The sequence below is a fragment of the Jiulongibacter sp. NS-SX5 genome (assembly GCF_052828545.1).
In genome coordinates this window covers 361,603-379,236 of sequence record NZ_CM128248.1, presented here as the reverse complement: position 1 = coordinate 379,236, position 17,634 = coordinate 361,603, and the positions used below count along the sequence as shown (strand labels likewise).

General features: G+C 39.0%; 21 protein-coding genes and 1 tRNA gene. 14 read left to right on the top strand and 8 right to left on the bottom strand.

What is annotated here, in order from left to right:
• Positions 1–46: 46 nt before the first annotated feature.
• From ACUXV0_RS01530 to ACUXV0_RS01515, 4 genes are all read right to left on the bottom strand, one after another.
• Complete coding sequence (locus tag ACUXV0_RS01530) at positions 47–1,429, bottom strand: hypothetical protein (RefSeq protein WP_446191294.1); 1,383 nt, start codon at positions 1,427–1,429, stop codon at positions 47–49.
• A 12-nt stretch (positions 1,430–1,441) separates the two neighbouring features.
• A complete protein-coding gene (locus ACUXV0_RS01525; RefSeq protein ID WP_446191293.1) occupies positions 1,442–1,594 on the bottom strand; it encodes a lasso RiPP family leader peptide-containing protein in 153 nt (50 codons plus the stop codon).
• Positions 1,595–1,965: 371 nt separating this feature from the next.
• Positions 1,966–2,049 (bottom strand) — tRNA-Leu (locus tag ACUXV0_RS01520).
• A gap of 68 nt (positions 2,050–2,117) precedes the next feature.
• Entirely contained in the window at positions 2,118–3,356 is a 1,239-nt protein-coding gene (locus ACUXV0_RS01515) for an ABC transporter permease (protein ID WP_446191292.1), read from the bottom strand.
• 118 nt (positions 3,357–3,474) lie between these two features.
• On the opposite strand from ACUXV0_RS01515, the gene ACUXV0_RS01510 reads away from it, so the two are divergent.
• Positions 3,475–4,737: an asparagine synthetase B gene (locus ACUXV0_RS01510; protein WP_446191291.1), complete on the top strand. Its 1,263-nt coding sequence runs from the start codon at positions 3,475–3,477 to the stop codon at positions 4,735–4,737.
• Here ACUXV0_RS01510 and ACUXV0_RS01505 read toward each other — a convergent pair.
• The 3 genes from ACUXV0_RS01505 to ACUXV0_RS01495 form a co-directional block, all read right to left on the bottom strand.
• The gene (locus ACUXV0_RS01505) at positions 4,727–5,203 is read right to left on the bottom strand and encodes a hypothetical protein (protein ID WP_446191290.1); all 477 of its coding nucleotides are present in this window, start codon (positions 5,201–5,203) and stop codon (positions 4,727–4,729) included. The two genes, ACUXV0_RS01510 and ACUXV0_RS01505, sit on opposite strands and share 11 nt — an antisense overlap.
• 12 nt (positions 5,204–5,215) lie before the next feature.
• Positions 5,216–6,325 (bottom strand): hypothetical protein, encoded by a 1,110-nt coding sequence (locus ACUXV0_RS01500; protein WP_446191289.1) that lies wholly within the window; start codon positions 6,323–6,325, stop codon positions 5,216–5,218.
• Positions 6,326–6,493: 168 nt separating this feature from the next.
• Positions 6,494–6,976 carry a hypothetical protein gene (locus ACUXV0_RS01495; protein WP_446191288.1) on the bottom strand — a complete coding sequence of 161 codons (483 nt, stop codon included), beginning with the start codon at positions 6,974–6,976 and terminating at the stop codon, positions 6,494–6,496.
• Between the two features lie 228 nt (positions 6,977–7,204).
• Here ACUXV0_RS01495 and ACUXV0_RS01490 point away from each other — a divergent pair, with 228 nt between their 5' ends.
• Positions 7,205–8,569, top strand: coding sequence for a cytochrome-c peroxidase (locus tag ACUXV0_RS01490; RefSeq protein ID WP_446191287.1), 1,365 nt, complete (start codon positions 7,205–7,207; stop codon positions 8,567–8,569).
• On the opposite strand, the gene ACUXV0_RS01485 is transcribed toward ACUXV0_RS01490, so the two are convergent.
• Positions 8,547–9,977 (bottom strand): S41 family peptidase, encoded by a 1,431-nt coding sequence (locus tag ACUXV0_RS01485; RefSeq protein WP_446191286.1) that lies wholly within the window; start codon positions 9,975–9,977, stop codon positions 8,547–8,549. The genes ACUXV0_RS01490 and ACUXV0_RS01485 overlap by 23 nt on opposite strands.
• Before the next feature lie 122 nt (positions 9,978–10,099).
• Between ACUXV0_RS01485 and nusB the strand changes: the two genes are divergently transcribed.
• The 12 genes from nusB to ACUXV0_RS01425 all read left to right on the top strand — a co-directional run bounded on the left by nusB (position 10,100) and on the right by ACUXV0_RS01425 (position 17,614).
• Positions 10,100–11,239 (top strand): transcription antitermination factor NusB, encoded by a 1,140-nt coding sequence (nusB, locus tag ACUXV0_RS01480; RefSeq protein ID WP_446191285.1) that lies wholly within the window; start codon positions 10,100–10,102, stop codon positions 11,237–11,239.
• Between the two features lie 60 nt (positions 11,240–11,299).
• Entirely contained in the window at positions 11,300–11,629 is a 330-nt protein-coding gene (locus ACUXV0_RS01475) for a YtxH domain-containing protein (protein ID WP_446191284.1), read from the top strand.
• Entirely contained in the window at positions 11,629–12,060 is a 432-nt protein-coding gene (locus ACUXV0_RS01470; RefSeq protein WP_446191283.1) for a DUF1573 domain-containing protein, read from the top strand. The genes ACUXV0_RS01475 and ACUXV0_RS01470 overlap by 1 nt, the downstream gene beginning before the upstream one ends.
• Positions 12,061–12,090: 30 nt before the next feature.
• Positions 12,091–12,372: a preprotein translocase subunit YajC gene (gene yajC, locus ACUXV0_RS01465; RefSeq protein WP_446191282.1), complete on the top strand. Its 282-nt coding sequence runs from the start codon at positions 12,091–12,093 to the stop codon at positions 12,370–12,372.
• Between the two features lie 100 nt (positions 12,373–12,472).
• A complete protein-coding gene (locus ACUXV0_RS01460) occupies positions 12,473–12,775 on the top strand; it encodes a DUF721 domain-containing protein (protein ID WP_446191281.1) in 303 nt (100 codons plus the stop codon).
• Positions 12,776–12,777: 2 nt separating this feature from the next.
• Entirely contained in the window at positions 12,778–13,314 is a 537-nt protein-coding gene (locus ACUXV0_RS01455; protein ID WP_446191280.1) for a dihydrofolate reductase family protein, read from the top strand.
• Positions 13,315–13,335: 21 nt separating this feature from the next.
• Positions 13,336–14,301 (top strand): ion channel, encoded by a 966-nt coding sequence (locus tag ACUXV0_RS01450; protein WP_446191279.1) that lies wholly within the window; start codon positions 13,336–13,338, stop codon positions 14,299–14,301.
• A gap of 98 nt (positions 14,302–14,399) precedes the next feature.
• Entirely contained in the window at positions 14,400–15,083 is a 684-nt protein-coding gene (locus ACUXV0_RS01445) for a fumarate hydratase (protein WP_446191278.1), read from the top strand.
• The gene (locus ACUXV0_RS01440; RefSeq protein WP_446191277.1) at positions 15,080–15,790 is read left to right on the top strand and encodes a DUF3307 domain-containing protein; all 711 of its coding nucleotides are present in this window, start codon (positions 15,080–15,082) and stop codon (positions 15,788–15,790) included. Before ACUXV0_RS01445 ends, ACUXV0_RS01440 begins: the two co-directional genes overlap by 4 nt.
• Before the next feature lie 3 nt (positions 15,791–15,793).
• The gene (locus ACUXV0_RS01435; protein ID WP_446191276.1) at positions 15,794–16,714 is read left to right on the top strand and encodes a S66 peptidase family protein; all 921 of its coding nucleotides are present in this window, start codon (positions 15,794–15,796) and stop codon (positions 16,712–16,714) included.
• Entirely contained in the window at positions 16,707–17,156 is a 450-nt protein-coding gene (locus tag ACUXV0_RS01430) for a hypothetical protein (protein ID WP_446191275.1), read from the top strand. Before ACUXV0_RS01435 ends, ACUXV0_RS01430 begins: the two co-directional genes overlap by 8 nt.
• Complete coding sequence (locus tag ACUXV0_RS01425) at positions 17,153–17,614, top strand: nuclear transport factor 2 family protein (RefSeq protein ID WP_446191274.1); 462 nt, start codon at positions 17,153–17,155, stop codon at positions 17,612–17,614. The genes ACUXV0_RS01430 and ACUXV0_RS01425 overlap by 4 nt, the downstream gene beginning before the upstream one ends.
• The last annotated feature ends 20 nt before the right edge of the window (positions 17,615–17,634 follow it).

Sequence of the window (17,634 nt, the reverse complement as noted above, 5' to 3'; positions counted from 1 at the left end):
TATAAAAAAAGGGGCTTTCGCCCCTTTTTCAAAAATAAAATCATTTTTAGTACGATAACAAAGCCCTTTTTGTTTGTCTTCCTTGATCCGTTAGCATCGAAATAATTAACATATCGTATACCACATTCCTTGGGGTTATCTCGAATAAACCGTTAGATTTTCGAAGTTTGAAATTAACTTCCCTTCCAAGATCATCAAACACCATAAATTGAGGATTTTCGGCATTAGTTTCTATACTTATCGATTGCCCTCTAGATGGGTTCTCAAATAAGAAATAATGAGCATTAGAGGCAAAATCAACTCCAACTATTTTGGAGTATTCATATTTACCATCAAGGTCGTTCATTTTTAAGCGATAATAATTTAATCCTTCAGCTGGATTCTCATCAATGAAAGTATACCTGAATTCAAGTTTATCTGTTGAGAACATTTGCTTACCAATAGACTCAAAATGTTTTGCATCAGAACTTCTTTGAATTTCAAAGTCACTGAATCCATTAAAATCTGATATACCCCATTGGAGTTCAACAGTATTCCTTATCATACGACCTGAAAAACTCATTAAACTTACAGGATACGCCCCTGAATAAGTACTGTAATCACTTGTGTTATTAGCCTGTCCTGCCACACTTCCATCGCCAGTAACGTTTTGAGCAGTATTGTAGAATACTCCACCTGTGCCATCTCCTGTAAGAGGCTTAGTTATATTCATGGTGCCACCACTTTCCAAGTTTCCATTATTTATAAATCCAGCATTAAGATTTATATCCCCACTCACTGAAATCAAGCCATTATTAATTCCAAAAAGGCTTCCTTTATCTGTTACTAACATCGAATTCGAATATATCAAACCGTCATTTGTCATAGCCCCATGATTATAGAATTGTCCAGATATGTTCATTACTGCACCTGGAAAATTATTCAAATATGATTCAGCATTTTCAAAAGCCGCAACATTTACGGTACTGTAGTTATTCAAAACAGAATTTGATTGAAATTTCAAATTTCCTGTCGATTTCGACATTGTACCATTATTCGTTACTGTAACTCCAGTAAGTGTCTGATCTGAAGCATTTGTAAAACCTAGAGTACCAGAGTTATTGATCGTAAGATTACCATTTGCATTGATATCGTTACCAACATTTAATGTACCTGTTGATGAGGTTTCAATGGTAGTTGCACCATTGAAATTCTGAGAACCCATGTCCCATGTTACACCGTCATCGATGTATATTGTGGCTGGGGCACCATTAATATTAAAAGTACCTGAGTAATTTCCCGTCAAACAAAGCACATCATTTGAATTTAAGTTTGGAGCTCCACCAGTACTTCCATCCCATGTCACAGTTGTATTTCCTGGGCAAGCACCAAAAACACTTGCAGACGAAAAAAGTAATATCCCAATTTTTTGTAGTAAATTTCTCTTCATGTTAATAGCGATTTAAGGTTGAAACTGATTACTACCGAAATCTGACACTGAACCCGTTTTCAGGGTAAGCTCTTTTACTGAGCCAAGCTTGCGAAGTTTTGGTTTGGAGTAGGCTTTCTTTTTGCCCTTCTCCCTAGGAAAGAAAGATTGGTTGGAATTATTCATTGCTTTACTGTTATATCGTCTTATTGTACTAAAGACTAATGATAAATCTATAGGTCACTTCTAAAATGCCAAAAAATGAACCAAACTCTTTAAAAGGGCTAAAATAGTTATTTAAAGGTATCTATGAGGGTATTAGATATATGTAACTTTCCAATAAATGGAATCCAGCTCCAAGAATTATACATTTTGGAAAACGTTTAAATGAAGGAAAATCCTACTGTTAGGAAAAAGCGGGTTGCTTTATTACAAGTAAAATGAAGCTAAAATCAAGGAAGAGAGTGAAGAATTGTTCAAACTATTGACCAATAATTGACCAGAAAATTCAAAAAGCCCCCAAAATGCACCAGAACGGCGTTTTTCGGGGGCTTTCGTACCCAGGGCCGGGGTCGAACCGGCACGATATTGCTATCATTGGTGTTTGAGACCAACGCGTCTACCAATTCCGCCACCTGGGCAGGTGATGTTTTGGGACTGCAAAAGTAGAAGAACCCTTAATATTCACAAATTCTTTAGCCTACTTTTTTTATTCGTATCGTAAGGATTCTATAGGATCAAGTTTACTGGCCTTGTAAGCAGGGTAAAAACCAGATAAGAGACCCACAGAAATACAAACCACCAAACCTGCTATTATCCAGTCCCATGGAATTATAAAACTGGACTGATCAAACATACTTGACGAAACCACATTCCCGCCAATTATTCCTAAAAGTACTCCGGCAGCTCCTCCGATGATGCATATCACGATCGCTTCGATGAGAAACTGAAGTCTAATTTTTGCCGGGCTTGCCCCTAAGGCTTTTCTCACACCAATTTCTCGAGTTCTTTCTGTGACCGAAACCATCATAATATTCATTAGAGCAATAGAAGCACCTAACAAGGTAATCACAGCGATCACCAAGCCGCCTATTTGCATGCCACTGGTAATATTTTCGGTTTCTTTAATAAGAGAATCTGCTCGTTCTATCTCGAAACTATCCTTCTCACCTACTCTATCTCCTCTTACCCTCCTCATAGTAGCTGTAGCTTCGCCTATTGCCTCTTCAATATTTTCTACGCTGGTAACCGAAGTTGTTATTTGATATGAAAAAGATCCACGTGTATCAAATTGACGACCTGTAGAAAGTGGCAAGAGCACAACTCTATCATCTCCACCACCACTTAAACTTCCTTTCTTTTCTAGAACTCCTACTATTTGGTACTTATTACCCATCATAGATATCACCTTATCCATAGGAGAAGTTTTGGGGAATAGCTTTGAAGCCAATTCAGAACCAATGACTGCCACCTTGCTAGAAAGATTCATATCAGATTCATTGATATTTCTTCCATTTTGAAGCTTATAGGCTTTAATACCGAGATATTCAGGGTCAACACCCATCACCTGAATGTTCGGGTTTGTTTTTTCAGAACCATATTTAACCTCCACGGCTCCCGAAACATTTGTATAAAGACTTACTAGTGCTTCTTCTTGCTGAGTGAACAGGTCTTTGAAGCCCAAAGCCTCACGAAAAACAATCGGAGGATCCAATTTCTCCTGCATCCCGCCCCTTCTTCCGTAACGCTGCTCTACTTTAATATCGAAAGTATTTGCCCCCAGACCGCTTAAACTTTGATTTACATTGTTTTGAATTCCATCTACGGCAGTCAAAATTCCAACGAGAGCTAGAATGCCCAAAGCAATAATTAGAGCTGTAATAATAGCTCTCAATAAATTACCCTGAATGGCACGTAAACCTTCTGCAATATTCTCTGTAAAATTCATATCAAATTCATCAACATAGCCCTTGGTAAAGTCTACAAAAGAAGACCTGAGACACTATTTGGCGTGAAATAAAGTTATCTTTACAAAATTCGACAGCATAAAGCCCGCAAGCAAGCCAATGAAGTATTTCATATTACCGCTTATCATTTTTTTAGGAATTCTGAATCCTCTAAAGGCGAATCAGCTCCTGATTCCGATGGATGATAATCAAACAGATCATCTGAAGTCATACGGCCTGGTGTATTGGATTCTATCTAAATATGAAACTGAAGTTGACTGGCTTCTGAATTACCGTGGCGGGAGTTTTATGGCTCCGGTTTCGCAAGCTTTTATCAATGAATGCGTAATTAGAAATATCAGCTACGAAATTATCTCTGATGCCGAGAGTGCTCAAATTTTGACAATCGTCAAAAATCCGGATGCGAATATGGATGCTGTAAAGCTTCAAAAACCTCCTAAAATTGCGGTCTACTCTCCCAAAAGCACTCAGCCATGGGATGATGCCGTAACAATGGCTCTGACTTATGCCGAAATTAAGTATGACAAAGTGTTTGACGAAGAGGTAATGGAAGGTAAGTTACCCGAATACGACTGGCTTCACCTACATCATGAAGATTTCACCGGACAGTTCGGCAAATTCATCAGAATGCGAGGTCAAGGCTGGTATCAGGAGCAAAAGAAAGAGGCTGAGGCTATCGCCTCTAAATACGGATTTTCAAAAGTAAGTCAGCTTAAATTGGGAGTGGTGAAAAAGATCCAGGAGTTTGTGCTTGGCGGAGGCTATATGTTTGCCATGTGTAATGCTACTGACACTTACGATATTGCCCTGGCCGCTCAAGGTCTTGATGTAATTGAAAGTCCTTATGACGGAGATGGTGCAGATATGAACGCAGATAGCAAACTAGATTTCTCGCAAACCTTTGCTTTTAAAGACTTCTCACTCATTTATGACCCTTATGTAGTAGAGTTTTCTGACATTGACCATACGCATCAGGAAAGAGGCGTTACACAGAATTATGATTATTTCAACCTATTTGAGTTTTCGGCCAAATGGGATCCAATACCAACAATGCTCACGCAAAACCATAAAAACCTAATCAAAGGATTTATGGGTCAGACCACTGCCTACAAGAAGCGTTTGATTAAACCTGAAGTGATCATCCTGGCTGAAAACCGAGAATTGGAAGAGGCCAGATACATTCATGGTACCAAAGGAAAAGGATTCTGGACATTTTATGGTGGCCACGACCCTGAAGACTACCAGCATTATGTAGGTGAAGAACCCACAGACCTGAATCTTCATCCAAACTCTGCGGGTTATCGTTTAATCCTTAATAATGTGCTGTTTCCGGCAGCAAAGAAAAAGAAGCTTAAGACCTAACTAAGACCTTAAACATAAAACTTCGTTTCTCTTCTTGGCTTTCTGTTTCAAAGCTGTGCATTTGATATATGAACCAGGAAACGCCAATCAAGATAAGGTTCTTCACAATGTATTGACCTGTTAAGGTCAAGGTCATGAAACTCTGCCAAGTATCCTTTTCAAGAACGGCCATTGGCAAAAATGTACTGAACATGTGAATGCAGGTGATCATAAATGCCGTTTTACTAAATTTTGGAAAAACCCAAAGTAGGCCAAGCGTACATTCAAAAACACCAAAAGCAGGAAGAAAGACTTCAATAGGGATTATGCCAGCCAATGTCTGATCAAAAAGCTTAATCACTAATCCCTCTGCTGGTGAGGTACCCAGAACCTTCAAAAAACCGAACCAGAAGTAAATGATAAACAGAGATATACGGTTAAACCACTCTACTTTTTTAAGGAATATATTTAATTGTTGATTCGTCATTTTTCTAATCGTTTACTTTTCACCTTTTGATAGATTTATGGCAAGTCCAACATTGATGAGATAGTCAGCAAAAGCGGCATCTCCATTTCTCGGGTTACCAGTTGCTATCTCTGTTTCTTTATCAGTCAAACTTTGAGGTCTATTTCTGTATACTGCCACGGGCACACTAAGTGTAAGCATGACTCTATCTTTCATGTACATCACAGAAGGTTCTACAGAACCCGCCATTCCAGGTCTTCTGAAACCAAGATCACCTCCAAAAACATCTTTTACAGGAATGCCTTCAAACCTACCTCCCAAACCGAAGCTTAAAGAAGGTTTAAATAACGAATAGTTAATTCCAGCAGTAAGAGCATACTGATCAGTAGCTGCCATGATGGACTCATTTTGTAAAATAGGACTCAGCGTTTCACGAAATGTTCTGGTGCCATTCGTCTCCTTAGGGTTAAACATATAAAACCCGGTAGCATAAAATGACAATCTGGTTCCTATTTGTTTAAAACCAACAAAACCTGTGGTTATCCCTACTCCTCCATCACCTGGCTGAATAGACTGATCCACAGGCCTTACCTCTGCTGATCCGTTTGTACCTACGTTATAAAAAGTATCTGTGGCACCATAGTTACCCGTTGGCAATTTTAGCCCAAGGTTTAAGGATAAGTTACCTGAATGTGCAGATTGTACATCTTTCAGCCAGTATCCAACCCCTATACGAGCATCACCTAGTCCCTGTGAATAAGTATTATGACGTTCTGTTCTGCCGTGTTCGTATAGTGAACTTCGGTCATTGTATACCAAAGGTAATGTCGCATTTGCGAACCACTTATTACTCAAGCCATAGTTCAAGCTAATATCCAGAGCATGCGACTTATTTATTACTTCTGAGCCATTAGCCACTCTATCCGGCTCTTCATGAGTACCTCTAAAGTGTCTGTAAGACTTAAAATATCTGTAGTTAGTATTCAAAATAGCGACGCCCTTTCCTGTCTGTGAAGACGAATTCGGGTTACCACTACAGGTAGAAAAATGACGAATAGCCACACAGCCTTGTGCAGAACTGTTTGATACATTAAAAACAACTACAGCCATTACAGCCAATAAAAAGTATATATTTTTTTTCATGATTTTCTTTTGATAATTCTCTAAACATAAAGCACTTAAGTTATTCATTAGTAAATACTTAAGGCACATATAAAAACTTTACTGTGCAGCATTTTCAATAAAACGCACAGCAATAACTCTTTGTCATTTTGACAAAAAGACTAAAAGGGATTTACAGTTATATGAGAATTATCCTACTCGCGGAGGTGGAGTAGTTATTTTGAAGAAATCAAAAGCGTATAGATTGGAGTAGCGGAAGCCGCTCACCAAATTGCACGTATCAATTGTCAGGGACTCAATGGCCCTTTCATTAGAAGTAATATACTTTAAAGCAGTCCATTTTAAGGTCAGTGAACCTGCAGGCTCTTCCTTATCAGAACTATTCCCATCAGGATCCACATGCTCAGAAAGCATGCTAAACACCTCACGTGCATTTGTATTCTTTATGTATTTGAAATACAGTGAATCGTTTTTATAGTCTCTGCTCACTAAGGTATAGAAGGCACCTTCATGCTCCAAAAGACCCTCACTTTCTTTGGCCGAGTCCCATTCGTTACTGTAAGGAAGTGATAAGCCGATTTTTATCTCCAGCGTTTCAGGAGCTTCGCTTTGATTATGAATAGAGGACGTGTGAATATTAGCCTCCATTTCCAGCCTATTGCTCAGCAGCATAGGATAGATAATCAGCTGACATATGAATAATGTCAAAAAGACTAATGATATGTACTTCTTACCGTCCAATAATAAATGGAATAATCACAAATGTAACCAATAAATTCATATCCTGTCTAAGTATAGATATGATATTGATCAATAAATAATTGCTAAATTAGACAAGAACATCAATCCATTTGGTTCGATTTTTGCACACTAAAAGTCGAAACTTACTCGAAAAAGCCATTGAAAAAACTTTACATCAGTTTTCTAGTCATAAGCATCTTAGCCTTATACGGTTGTAAAACACCTGATCAGGTAGATGTAGCAAATGATCTTGATAAAGAGTTAGAGGAAATCCTGATGACTTCCTCAGCCGGCAAGGGCAAATCTTTCTATCAAATGCCTGAGAGCGATGATCTTGCCAGTATTCCTCAAGATCCCAAAAACCCACTTACCCCGGCTAAGATAGAACTTGGAAAACTTCTTTTTCATGAGACAGGGCTAGGTCAAAACCCAAAGATGTCATCTGGAATGAACACCTATTCATGTGCCAGCTGTCATCATGCAAAAGCGGGATTTCAGGCTTGTATGCCACAAGGTATGGGAGACGGAGGTTCTGGTTTTGGGGTCAACGGAGAATCAAGAACCATGAGTGAAGGCTATCAGTTTTCTGATATTGATGTTCAAAACATCAGAACGCCATCTGCCATGAATATGGCCTATCAAACTAACGTTTTATGGAATGGCCAGTTTGGGGGAACACATTTAAACAACGGAACCGAGGCCAGCTGGACACCCGGCACTCCCAAATTTGAAAATACGCAAGGCTTTGAAGGAGTTGAGACCCAAGCCATCGCCGGAAGGGATGTTCACAGACTTGTGATTGATAAGATTTTTATTTCCAATGTCGGTAATTATAAAGAACTCTATCAAAAGGCTTTTGAAGACAATACGATAAATGATCCTAAAAAGCTAAGAGACAACGGTGCACTAGCTATGGCGGCATATGAAAGAACCTTACTCTCTAACCAAGCACCTTTTCAGCTTTGGCTAAAAGGTCAGTTCGGAGCAATGTCTGATACAGAGAAGGAAGGAGCAAAACTTTTCTTTGGCAAGGCAGGCTGCTCAAATTGTCATAATGGACCTTCATTAGCCAATATGGAGTTTTACGCACTTGGTATGAAGGATCTTAAAAAAGGCAGTTACGGAGATCATTCTGTTATAAATGTAACAGACGCCAGTGTAGAACATAAAGGTCGTGGAGGCTTTACAGGTAAGGAAGAAGACCTTTATAAGTTTAAAGTACCTCAACTGTACAATCTTACAGATTCACCTTTTTATGGTCATGGTGCCACTTTTTATTCTGTCAAAGACGTCATTGTTTACAAAAACAATGCACAGCCAGAAAATGACATCGTACCTGTTGATAAACTATCTCCGGAGTTTAAGCCTTTAGGACTGACAGAAACAGAAATAGATCAATTGACAATGTTCATTGAAAAATCCTTAAGAGATCCCAATTTAGAGAGGTACGTTCCTGAGCGTTTGCCATCAGGCTTGGCCTTCCCAAATAATGATCCGCAGTCTATTGTTGATTTAGGTTGGTAATATGGTCTAGTAACTTTTCCTGATAAGGATCTATATCTTTGTGAAACTGTTCCTTAGTCAACTCAATTGGAATATCGGGTTTTAAGAACTGTTCTTGAGGTTTCTTGCTAAGACCATGAACGACCTTGTAATACGGAATTCTTAGCTGAATTTTAGAGTTTGGCAATTTGGGTAAGTGGAAACTACCAGCATAACTCCCCCATGTGGTTCCGGCAGGTATCGTACCTAAAAAAGTAGCACGGTTCATATCTTTTAATAGTGCCGCTGTGAAGACAGTGGCAGAATAACTATTGGCATCTAAATAAACGTAAAGTGGACCGTCAAAGTGATACTTATTAAATCTAGGCTTCACTTTTTTCGTGTTTACATGAAACCTGTAAACAGAGTCCTTCTTATTGAAATACAGAGGTGCCATAAGAGGAGGAAGTATCATGGGCACAGGAAATAATTTGCCATACGCTGACTTTTTAAATGCCATTGTATCAATCATATAAAATGGCTCATTTGCTACATATTTCATTAGCCTTTTGACATTTGGAATATAACCTCCCCCATTGCTTCGCAAATCAAGAACCAAGTGCTTTAAACTATCTTCTGCTACTTTCTTAAAACTCTTTTTGAGTTTGTGTTTAAACTTTCTTTGAAACAGGTCAAAAGGCCCTCCCTTGTATGAAAAAGAACTGATATCAATCTCGCCTACTTGCAGTGTAGAGTCTAATAAGGTATAATCAAGTTTGACTCTGGCTTTGTCAGGATAGCGTTTGAGTACCTCAGGAATCACCTCTTTACGCTTTATTGTCTTCAATGTTTTAAAGAAACTTGAGTCGGGCTCTCTTGTAAAATTCACGCGAACGCTGTCAGTCAATTCATAAATTCTGCCGTAATAGGCATATAGATTTTTAGAGGCATAAAGGTTCTTTGCCAACTCATTATCATTGTCTGTACCCAAGTAAGTTTTCACTTCATTTACCAACTCTTTGATATCATGACCAGCAATAGCCACCACTTTATCTCCTCTCATCATAGTTGAATCTGAACTAGCATTATACTTAAGGTAATATTCATTATCGAGCTCCTGAAGAATAAATGGCAAAGCCTTATCGTGCTCTTTGCTCCATTGTTTACTGTGCCGGTAAGAAGTATGAAGATCCTTAATTTCAGTTATTAAAGGAGACATCCTTTTGTAAAACTCCAGGTACTCTATTTCTCCCTCAATAGAATCAAATATCTCCTGAAACGTATTGGCGTAGTCAGCACTATCCTGGTAAGCATACAAGCCGGGATGTACTTTAATCATTCTTCTGTATAGAAAACCCAGATCCTCTTTCGCCTCTTGCTCACTAAGCCTCTCTTGCCCTACCGAAGGCAATGCAGTAATCACTACCAAGAACCAAAACCAATACTTCATTCCTTTTCCTAGATTCTTTTGAACTTAAGTAACCAAATGTAAACGATTCTCTGTTTAAATGAGGTTTTTTTTAAGCTTGTTTCAGTATCTTTGCCGCCGGAAAAATAAAGTTCTTTGACCGTATGCTGAATAGAAGACTCATTAGAATCAGAGCAATGCAGGCTCTTTATGCCTATGAACAATCCAGAAAAGCGAATCTGCTGCTGGCTGAAGATCTGATCAAAGAGAATTTTGCTCCTGACTTAAACTCAATGGAAGTTCAGGATAAACCAAAACTGAAAGGTCTTACAGACCTCAGCATAAAGGTTCTTCACGAAGAACTTTCCATTCACGAAACTACCGAAGATTTTGAAGCACCAAAAGCCGTAACTCAAGCGGTTAAAGAGGCCAAAATACTTTTCAATAATCGCAATAAGGCTGATTTTGATCAAATGAGCCTGCGTACATTGAGAGAAGCAGATAAGGTTTTTGTGGTCTACCTCAAACTTCTAAACCTTTATCTGGCCTTAGCAGATTTATCTCTGGCCGATCGCAAGTTTGAAGGTAAGAGCAGACTAGCAGATAATAAGTTATTGAAAGCTCTTCAAGAGAATAGTGAATTTGAAATTCTTTCTTTAAAAGCTGAAGCTCAATGGAATGAAGAAAAGGACTTTGTAAAATCATTATACAATACCGTTCTAAGAGAAAATGAACGTTATAATGAGTATTGCTCAAAGATCAATCATACACTTGATGAAGAGATTGCACTATTGAAATACATGGTAAAAAATGTCTTCCTGAAGAATGAAGTTTCTGTCAATTATTTTGAACGTTTCCATCTTTATTTCTCTGAAGACAGAGAAACATTAAGAGCCATGGTAGCTCATACTTTCCAGAATTATGATGAAGAAGATGGTTTAGAAATAGCCCAGTCAAATGAAGAATGGAAGGAAAGGAAGGAGTTTTTGGGGAAACTCTTTAAACAATCTATTCAAAGAGAAAATGAGCTGAATGAGTACATTTTACCTAAACTCAAAAACTGGGAATACGAACGTGTAGCAGACGCAGATAAAATACTAATGCGAATGGCCTTAATTGAGTTCATGGAGTTTCCGTCTATCCCTATCAAGGTGACTATCAATGAGATTATAGAAATAGCCAAAACATATAGTACCCCTAAAAGCGGAGTATTTATGAATGGTGTCTTAGATACCCTTTCAAAAGAATTGGTAAGATCCGGAGAAATCAGAAAATCTGGTCGTGGGATGTTAGACAATAAATAGTTGAAAAAATTGAAGAAGACGGCTTTTTAAGATAATTTTAAGCCATAAATAAAAAACACAATGAGTAAATCAACTGGATCATTCTTTTCATTTTTGGCGGGTTTAGCCACAGGTGCTGTGATCGGCGTTTTATACGCTCCTGAGAAAGGAGAAGTTACTCGAGACAGACTGGCCGAAAAGCTGGGCTCGTACAGAGAACAGCTGGAGGAGTTTATTGCAGATCTCATAGAAAGAGGAGATGAAGTAGCCGTAGAAATGGCTGGTGGAGAACACGTAGACAGCAAAGCCAAAGCAGAAGGTAAGAAAGTAGTGAATGAGGCACGTCAGAAAGCTGAAAAGCTTTTGGAAGATGTAGAATCTCTAATGTCTCAAATCAAATCAAAAGCATAATGAAAAAGTTAATAGGCCTGGCCCTGATTGCCGTCTTAACTGTAGGTTGTAACTCTTCCGCAGAAAACTCTACCCAGTCAGCTCAAGAGCAATTACCAGATGCAAAAGATGGTCGTTTAGAATTTGAAGAGACTTCTCATGATTTTGGTGAAATCACTGAGGGGGACGTTGTTTCTTATGCTTTCAAGTTTAAGAATGTGGGTACTGACCCTGTAGAGATAGCTGCGGTAAATGTAAGCTGTGGCTGTACGGTTGCCTCAAAACCGGCCGCACCGGTAGGTGTAGGTCAGGAAGATGAGATAGTCATTAACTTTAATAGCAAAGGCAAAGTAGGTCAGAACCGCAAAACTGTAGGTGTGATCTCAAACGCCAGAAATAATGCAGTGGCTTTAAACTTTACGGCGACTGTAAAAGCAGCAGATGCCGAATAATTAGTAAACCGAATTAACCCTAAAATAGATATGGTATTATTACAAGCAGGTGCCGGTGGAGGCAATATGAGTTTCTTAGTTTTGATGGTGGGGATGTTTGCTGTCATGTATTTTTTCATGATCAGACCTCAGCAGAAAAAACAAAAAGAGCAACAAAAAATGGTAAGCGAGCTTAAAGCTGGTGATGAGGTTATCACTGCAGGTGGTTTACATGGCAAAGTAGTAACAACGGATGATTCTACTGTGACTATTGCTGCTGGTGGAGGTGCCAAACTTACCTTTGATAAGTCTGCTATCGCGAAAAAATCATAAGCACCTTTAGGTGACTAAAACCTGCTCTATTAGGGCAGGTTTTTCTTTTTTATGGGCTACTAAAATTGTATCTTCATCACAACTCTATTGAATCTCAAACGTGAAACCCAGCAAACGTAATACTAAGGCCGTTTCTTTAAAAGATGCCATTGATGGATTTCTGGAATCGTTCAATTTGCAAAGCAAATACAGCGAAACTCACCTAATTGTTTCCTGGGAAAAAATCATGGGTAAAACCATAGCCTCACGTACCGAGAAAATCTACATCAGAGATAAGAAACTGTTCTTGAAAATCTCTTCATCTCCTTTACGTCAGGAGCTTCTAATGGCTAAATCGAAGCTCATTTCATTAATTAATAAAGAACTGGGGAATCATCCTGTAGAAGATGTCGTCTTCTATTAGTCATGACTAAAACAATTCTCTACATTGCCCAAAGCATAGATGGCTTTATAGCTACCAAAGACGGAAGCACAGAATGGCTACATCATCAACGCTTACTCCTTCAAGGAGAAGACTATGGCTATCAGGCTCATTTTGACGCTCTTGGCTCTGTAGTTCAAGGTTTCAATACCTATAAGGTAATTGCAGATTTGGGTATCGAGAACCCTTACGCAGGGAAAAAGAACTTTGTCATCACCCGCAAACAAGACCTTCCTGAACTAGAAGGCATCACGTTTACGAATGAAAGCCCTGTAGAGTTAGTAACCACATTGAAGCAAAAGGAAACCAAACCCATTTGGATCATCGGTGGTGGGCAAATCAATGCCCAATTACTTGCAGCTGGCCTTATTGACAAAATCATCATAAGCATTGCCCCTGTATTTCTTGGAGAAGGCATTCCGTTGTTCAATCAAGGTGAATTTGAAAAATGGATGACTGTGAAGGAAACCAAAACCTTCTCAAATGGAATGATACAGTTGGTCATGACGCCTAATTCTTAAGTTTTAACTATTTTGGTTTCTATGACCACCAGAAACAAACAGGTACTTCAGGAGCAAAACCGAGAAGATAGTGGCTTCGGTACTAAAGCCACCAGTACCAGTGCCAGATTAATCAGACCTGATGGCAGTTTTAATGTAGAACGCCTGAACCAGCCTTTTGAGTCCAGGGTGAATCTTTACCATAGGCTTATCAGCATGCATTGGCTAAAGTTTGGGATGGTGATTCTGCTCTTCTACTTTTTCTTGAACTCTATTTTTGCAGGCATTTATTATCTAATAGGTGTAGAGCACCTTCAAGGTATTAGTGTTGAACATGGCATGAACGCCTACTGGGAAGCCTTTTTCTTTTCCAGCCAGACCCTTACTACTGTAGGTTATGGTCAGATTAGTCCCGTTGGGTATATTGCGAGTTTTGCTGCCACACTTGAAGCTTTTCTGGGTCTCCTGACCTTTGCCATCATGACGGGTTTGTTATATGGTCGGTTTTCCAGACCTAATCCACGAATTCGTTACTCAGAGAATGCATTAATTTCTCCCTACCTGAACATTACTGGTTTTATGTTCAGAATGGCCAATGAACGGCATAATCAGTTAATGGAAGTAGAAGTAACCATCATGTTTACCCGAAATGAGCTTGAAGACGGAGAGCTCAAACGAAAGTACTACTCGTTACCGCTTGAAAGAAATAAGATAAAATACCTGGCTACTTCATGGACGGTAGTGCACCCCATCACCAAAGACAGTGTCTTGTATGGCGAAACTCCCGAAAGTCTTGCAGAGTCTGACGGTGAGTTCCTGATTTCTGTTGCAGCTATTAATGATACCATGTCTGACCCCGTACACTCTCAAAAATCATATTTATATGACGAGTTGGTTTGGGGAGCTAAATTTTACCCTGTTCTAAAAGATGTAGACGGTCGTTATCAAATTGATCTGGCAGATATTGGCAATTATGAGATGGCTGAGCTAAACAATCAAAAAATATAGCACTCAAAGCCTATATTTTACATTTATAGTCTTTTAAAGCTATAAATCTTATTTATAGCTATTTTTACCTATATTTGCGGGAGCAATAGTTGAAAAATATGAAAGCAGCTGTTATTTCTGGAGATATAGTAGCCTACTCAAGTCTTAACAAAGAAGGTAGAGTCTTACTGGAACAGGAGGTAGAGAGCATTTTTGAGACTCTTAGAACAGAGTTTAAATGCTACTGTAGACTTCTTAAAGGAGATTATATAGAGTGTGCTACTGAAGTACCGGCACAAGGATTACGAATAGCACTAATCCTAAAAACCGGACTCAAAGCCCACGAGCTAGACCTTAAAAAACACTCTCAGGACTATAGCCGAACCAAATACCTGAAAGATATAGGACTCAGGCTGGCCCTAAGCCACGCTGAGCTAGATGAGTTTAACAGAGAAACAGGACGCATAGACGGAACCGCTATTTTTATGGCAGGTAGAGAAATCTCCGGACAAAAGACTTTTAATAAAAGCAGAATAGTCATCAAAAACTCATTGTTTTTTGTTTCAGACAGTCAGGATTTACAACGACACGTAGAACCAGTAATGGAGCTATTAGATGTACTTTTAAATAAGGCAACGGGCAAACAATGTCAGGTGGTTTACTTCAAATTATTAGGCTTTACAGAGAAGGAAATTGCAGAAAAACTTAACGTGGCTCAGTCTGTAATTAATCAACATTCTACCAGCTCTGGCTGGAATGCTATTGAAAAAGCAGTACTTTACTTTGAAGAATTGATCTCATGAGTCTTATCTATTTCCTAAGTTCACAAATTTTAGCTCATTTACTCACGGATTTCATTTTTCAAAATGATAAACTGGCAAAGGATAAGAATACAAATGGCTTTAAAAGCAGATTTTTGATCTGGCACGTACTGATAGCCATCATCACTTCCTGGATCCTCTTTCCTTCGGTTCAATTTATTATTCCGGCTCTTGCTATTGGCATTCTGCATTATATTATAGATGGTCTAAAACCAATCGTTACAAAGCTCAACAAAATAGGTCGTTACGCTTTTTACATTGACCAAGTACTACACATAGCAACAATTTTGACCATAGGTTATATCATGGATTTTGGTCAAAATCAATCATTGCTGTGGGCTATTTCACCAGACCTACTAATGATCACAACAGCCATCATTGCCTTGGCAAAACCTACCAATATTATCATCAGAGAATTATTCAAACTTTATGAGGTAGAGGCTACGGCAGACACAGACGAACTCCCCAAAGGCGGCAGACTCATCGGAACGTTAGAAAGATGGCTCGTACTAATCTTTGTAGTGACTTCACACTTTAGTGCCATCGGTTTTTTGATAGCTGCCAAGTCAATTTTACGCTATAAAGACACAGATACATTAAAAACAGAGTATGTTCTTATCGGTACTATGCTTAGTTTTGGCTCTGCAATAGCCCTGGGCTTTGGACTATTGCACTTATTATCCCAATAAAGTATGTCTGAAATCTTCAAATCCCCCCCTTCTTTAAAACCAGGTGATCAAATTGGAGTAATCTCCATGGCATCTAAACTGGATAAAGAACGCTTCTTTGAAGGTAAAAAGATACTTGAAGAGGGTTATGGGTTTAAAATTACAGAAGGTCAATACCTCTTTGAAGAACATTTCAATTTTGCAGGAACAGACGAGCAAAGACTGTCTGATCTTCAGCAGATGCTTGATAATCCTGCCATAAAGGCCATCATAGCCGGTAGAGGCGGTTATGGCACCTCCAGAATTATTGATAAAGTGGACTGGGCCAAATTCCGGCAAAACCCAAAATGGATAGTTGGTTTCTCTGATATTACCGCATTGCACTCCAAAGTGCAATCCCTCGGTTTTCAAAGTATTCATGGCCCTATGTTAGTGACTATGTCTAATGAAGAAATTTCTACTGACTCACTCATTAAAACTCTTACAGGAGAACCACTGAATTATAGCGAAAGAGGCCACATATTTAATAGAGAAGGAATAGCCAAGGCTCCAGTGATTGGGGGTAACCTCTGCCTGCTGGCACATAATATAGGAGCAGAAGCTGATATCAGTTATGATCATAAAATCCTGTTTATAGAAGATATTGGCGAGTACTATTATAATATAGACCGCATGATGGTACAGCTAAAAAGAGCAGGCAAATTGAAAAATCTGGCAGGTCTAATTGTTGGCCAGTTTTCAGATTCAAAAGAAAACAGCACCATTTTCGGGAAAGACGCCTATGAAATCATCGCAGAACATACCGCAGAATATACATATCCAATCAGCTTTGATTTCCCGATAGGGCATGACAAAGAAAACAGGGCTATACGCTGCGGTGAAATCATGACATTAGAAGTCAAAAAAGAACAAGTTAATCTTACCAGTACACATCAATATGTATAAGACATTTAGAATTATCAATTTGGCCATTGCCGGAGGGCTATTCGTATTTTCAGCAGTTACTTTCTTTTTGCTAAGCAATGGACTCTACACCCCCTCTGGTGAAGGAATGGAAACATTTCAGAATGTGGTGCCCATTATCATTGTCTTAGGTATAGGTGCCTCTTATTTTGTCACCAAAAAAATGCTACCCTCTGCCCTAAAAGAAAAAGGTCTGAAGAATAAGATGAGGAGCTTTCAAAAAATTTCCATTATTAAGCTCGCTTTACTGGAGGCACCAGGGCTCCTGGCTGTAGTGGCGGCCTTGCTCACAGGCGAAATACAGTTCTTGTTTATTGCTCTGGCAATTGTTATAGTGATGATCATCGGTATCCCTACCCGAGAGAAACTGGCCGATATGCTAAAACTTAGCCCCGGTGAGAAAAATGAACTAATGAGCAAATGAGCAGTCTACTAAAAACCTTTTATAACGCTTTTTCTGAGCAAGATGCCGAGACCATGGCTTCCTGCTATGATCAAGGTGTCGTTTTTGAAGATCCGGCATTTGGTAAGCTCACAGGAAAAGATGCAGCAGACATGTGGAGAATGCTATGTCAAAATGCCACCGACCTTAAAGTAAATTTTGAAGTCATTCATGAAGATAACCAAAAAGGGCTGATAGAATGGCAAGCCGAATACACGTTTCGAAAAACGGGCAGAAAGGTGCTAAACAAGGTTATCGGCAAATTTGTGATAAGAAATGGTAAAATCATTTCACACGAAGACAGCTTTAATTTACACACCTGGGCTACTCAGGCCATGGGTTTTCAAGGTAAAATCTTAGGAGGGACAAAGTTCTTCCAGAACAAACTTCAAAAGAGTACAAAGGCCTTATTGCGAAAGTTTCAGCAGAGAAATCATTAAAAAATAATCAGGAGAACATA

Excerpts from the sequence above, each read along its gene's own strand:
- ACUXV0_RS01530 (WP_446191294.1), bottom strand. The coding sequence starts at position 1,429 with ATGAAGAGAAATTTACTACAAAAAATTGGGATATTACTTTTTTCGTCT.
- nusB (WP_446191285.1), top strand. The coding sequence starts at position 10,100 with ATGCTGAATAGAAGACTCATTAGAATCAGAGCAATGCAGGCTCTTTAT.
- ACUXV0_RS01500 (WP_446191289.1), bottom strand. The coding sequence starts at position 6,325 with ATGAAAAAAAATATATACTTTTTATTGGCTGTAATGGCTGTAGTTGTT.
- yajC (WP_446191282.1), top strand. The coding sequence starts at position 12,091 with ATGGTATTATTACAAGCAGGTGCCGGTGGAGGCAATATGAGTTTCTTA.
- ACUXV0_RS01470 (WP_446191283.1), top strand. The coding sequence starts at position 11,629 with ATGAAAAAGTTAATAGGCCTGGCCCTGATTGCCGTCTTAACTGTAGGT.
- ACUXV0_RS01515 (WP_446191292.1), bottom strand. The coding sequence starts at position 3,356 with ATGAATTTTACAGAGAATATTGCAGAAGGTTTACGTGCCATTCAGGGT.
- ACUXV0_RS01455 (WP_446191280.1), top strand. The coding sequence starts at position 12,778 with ATGACTAAAACAATTCTCTACATTGCCCAAAGCATAGATGGCTTTATA.
- ACUXV0_RS01510 (WP_446191291.1), top strand. The coding sequence starts at position 3,475 with ATGAAGTATTTCATATTACCGCTTATCATTTTTTTAGGAATTCTGAAT.
- ACUXV0_RS01445 (WP_446191278.1), top strand. The coding sequence starts at position 14,400 with ATGAAAGCAGCTGTTATTTCTGGAGATATAGTAGCCTACTCAAGTCTT.
- ACUXV0_RS01485 (WP_446191286.1), bottom strand. The coding sequence starts at position 9,977 with ATGAAGTATTGGTTTTGGTTCTTGGTAGTGATTACTGCATTGCCTTCG.
- ACUXV0_RS01505 (WP_446191290.1), bottom strand. The coding sequence starts at position 5,203 with ATGACGAATCAACAATTAAATATATTCCTTAAAAAAGTAGAGTGGTTT.
- ACUXV0_RS01435 (WP_446191276.1), top strand. The coding sequence starts at position 15,794 with ATGTCTGAAATCTTCAAATCCCCCCCTTCTTTAAAACCAGGTGATCAA.
- ACUXV0_RS01425 (WP_446191274.1), top strand. The coding sequence starts at position 17,153 with ATGAGCAGTCTACTAAAAACCTTTTATAACGCTTTTTCTGAGCAAGAT.
- ACUXV0_RS01440 (WP_446191277.1), top strand. The coding sequence starts at position 15,080 with ATGAGTCTTATCTATTTCCTAAGTTCACAAATTTTAGCTCATTTACTC.
- ACUXV0_RS01495 (WP_446191288.1), bottom strand. The coding sequence starts at position 6,976 with ATGCTGCTGAGCAATAGGCTGGAAATGGAGGCTAATATTCACACGTCC.
- ACUXV0_RS01525 (WP_446191293.1), bottom strand. The coding sequence starts at position 1,594 with ATGAATAATTCCAACCAATCTTTCTTTCCTAGGGAGAAGGGCAAAAAG.
- ACUXV0_RS01475 (WP_446191284.1), top strand. The coding sequence starts at position 11,300 with ATGAGTAAATCAACTGGATCATTCTTTTCATTTTTGGCGGGTTTAGCC.
- ACUXV0_RS01430 (WP_446191275.1), top strand. The coding sequence starts at position 16,707 with ATGTATAAGACATTTAGAATTATCAATTTGGCCATTGCCGGAGGGCTA.
- ACUXV0_RS01450 (WP_446191279.1), top strand. The coding sequence starts at position 13,336 with ATGACCACCAGAAACAAACAGGTACTTCAGGAGCAAAACCGAGAAGAT.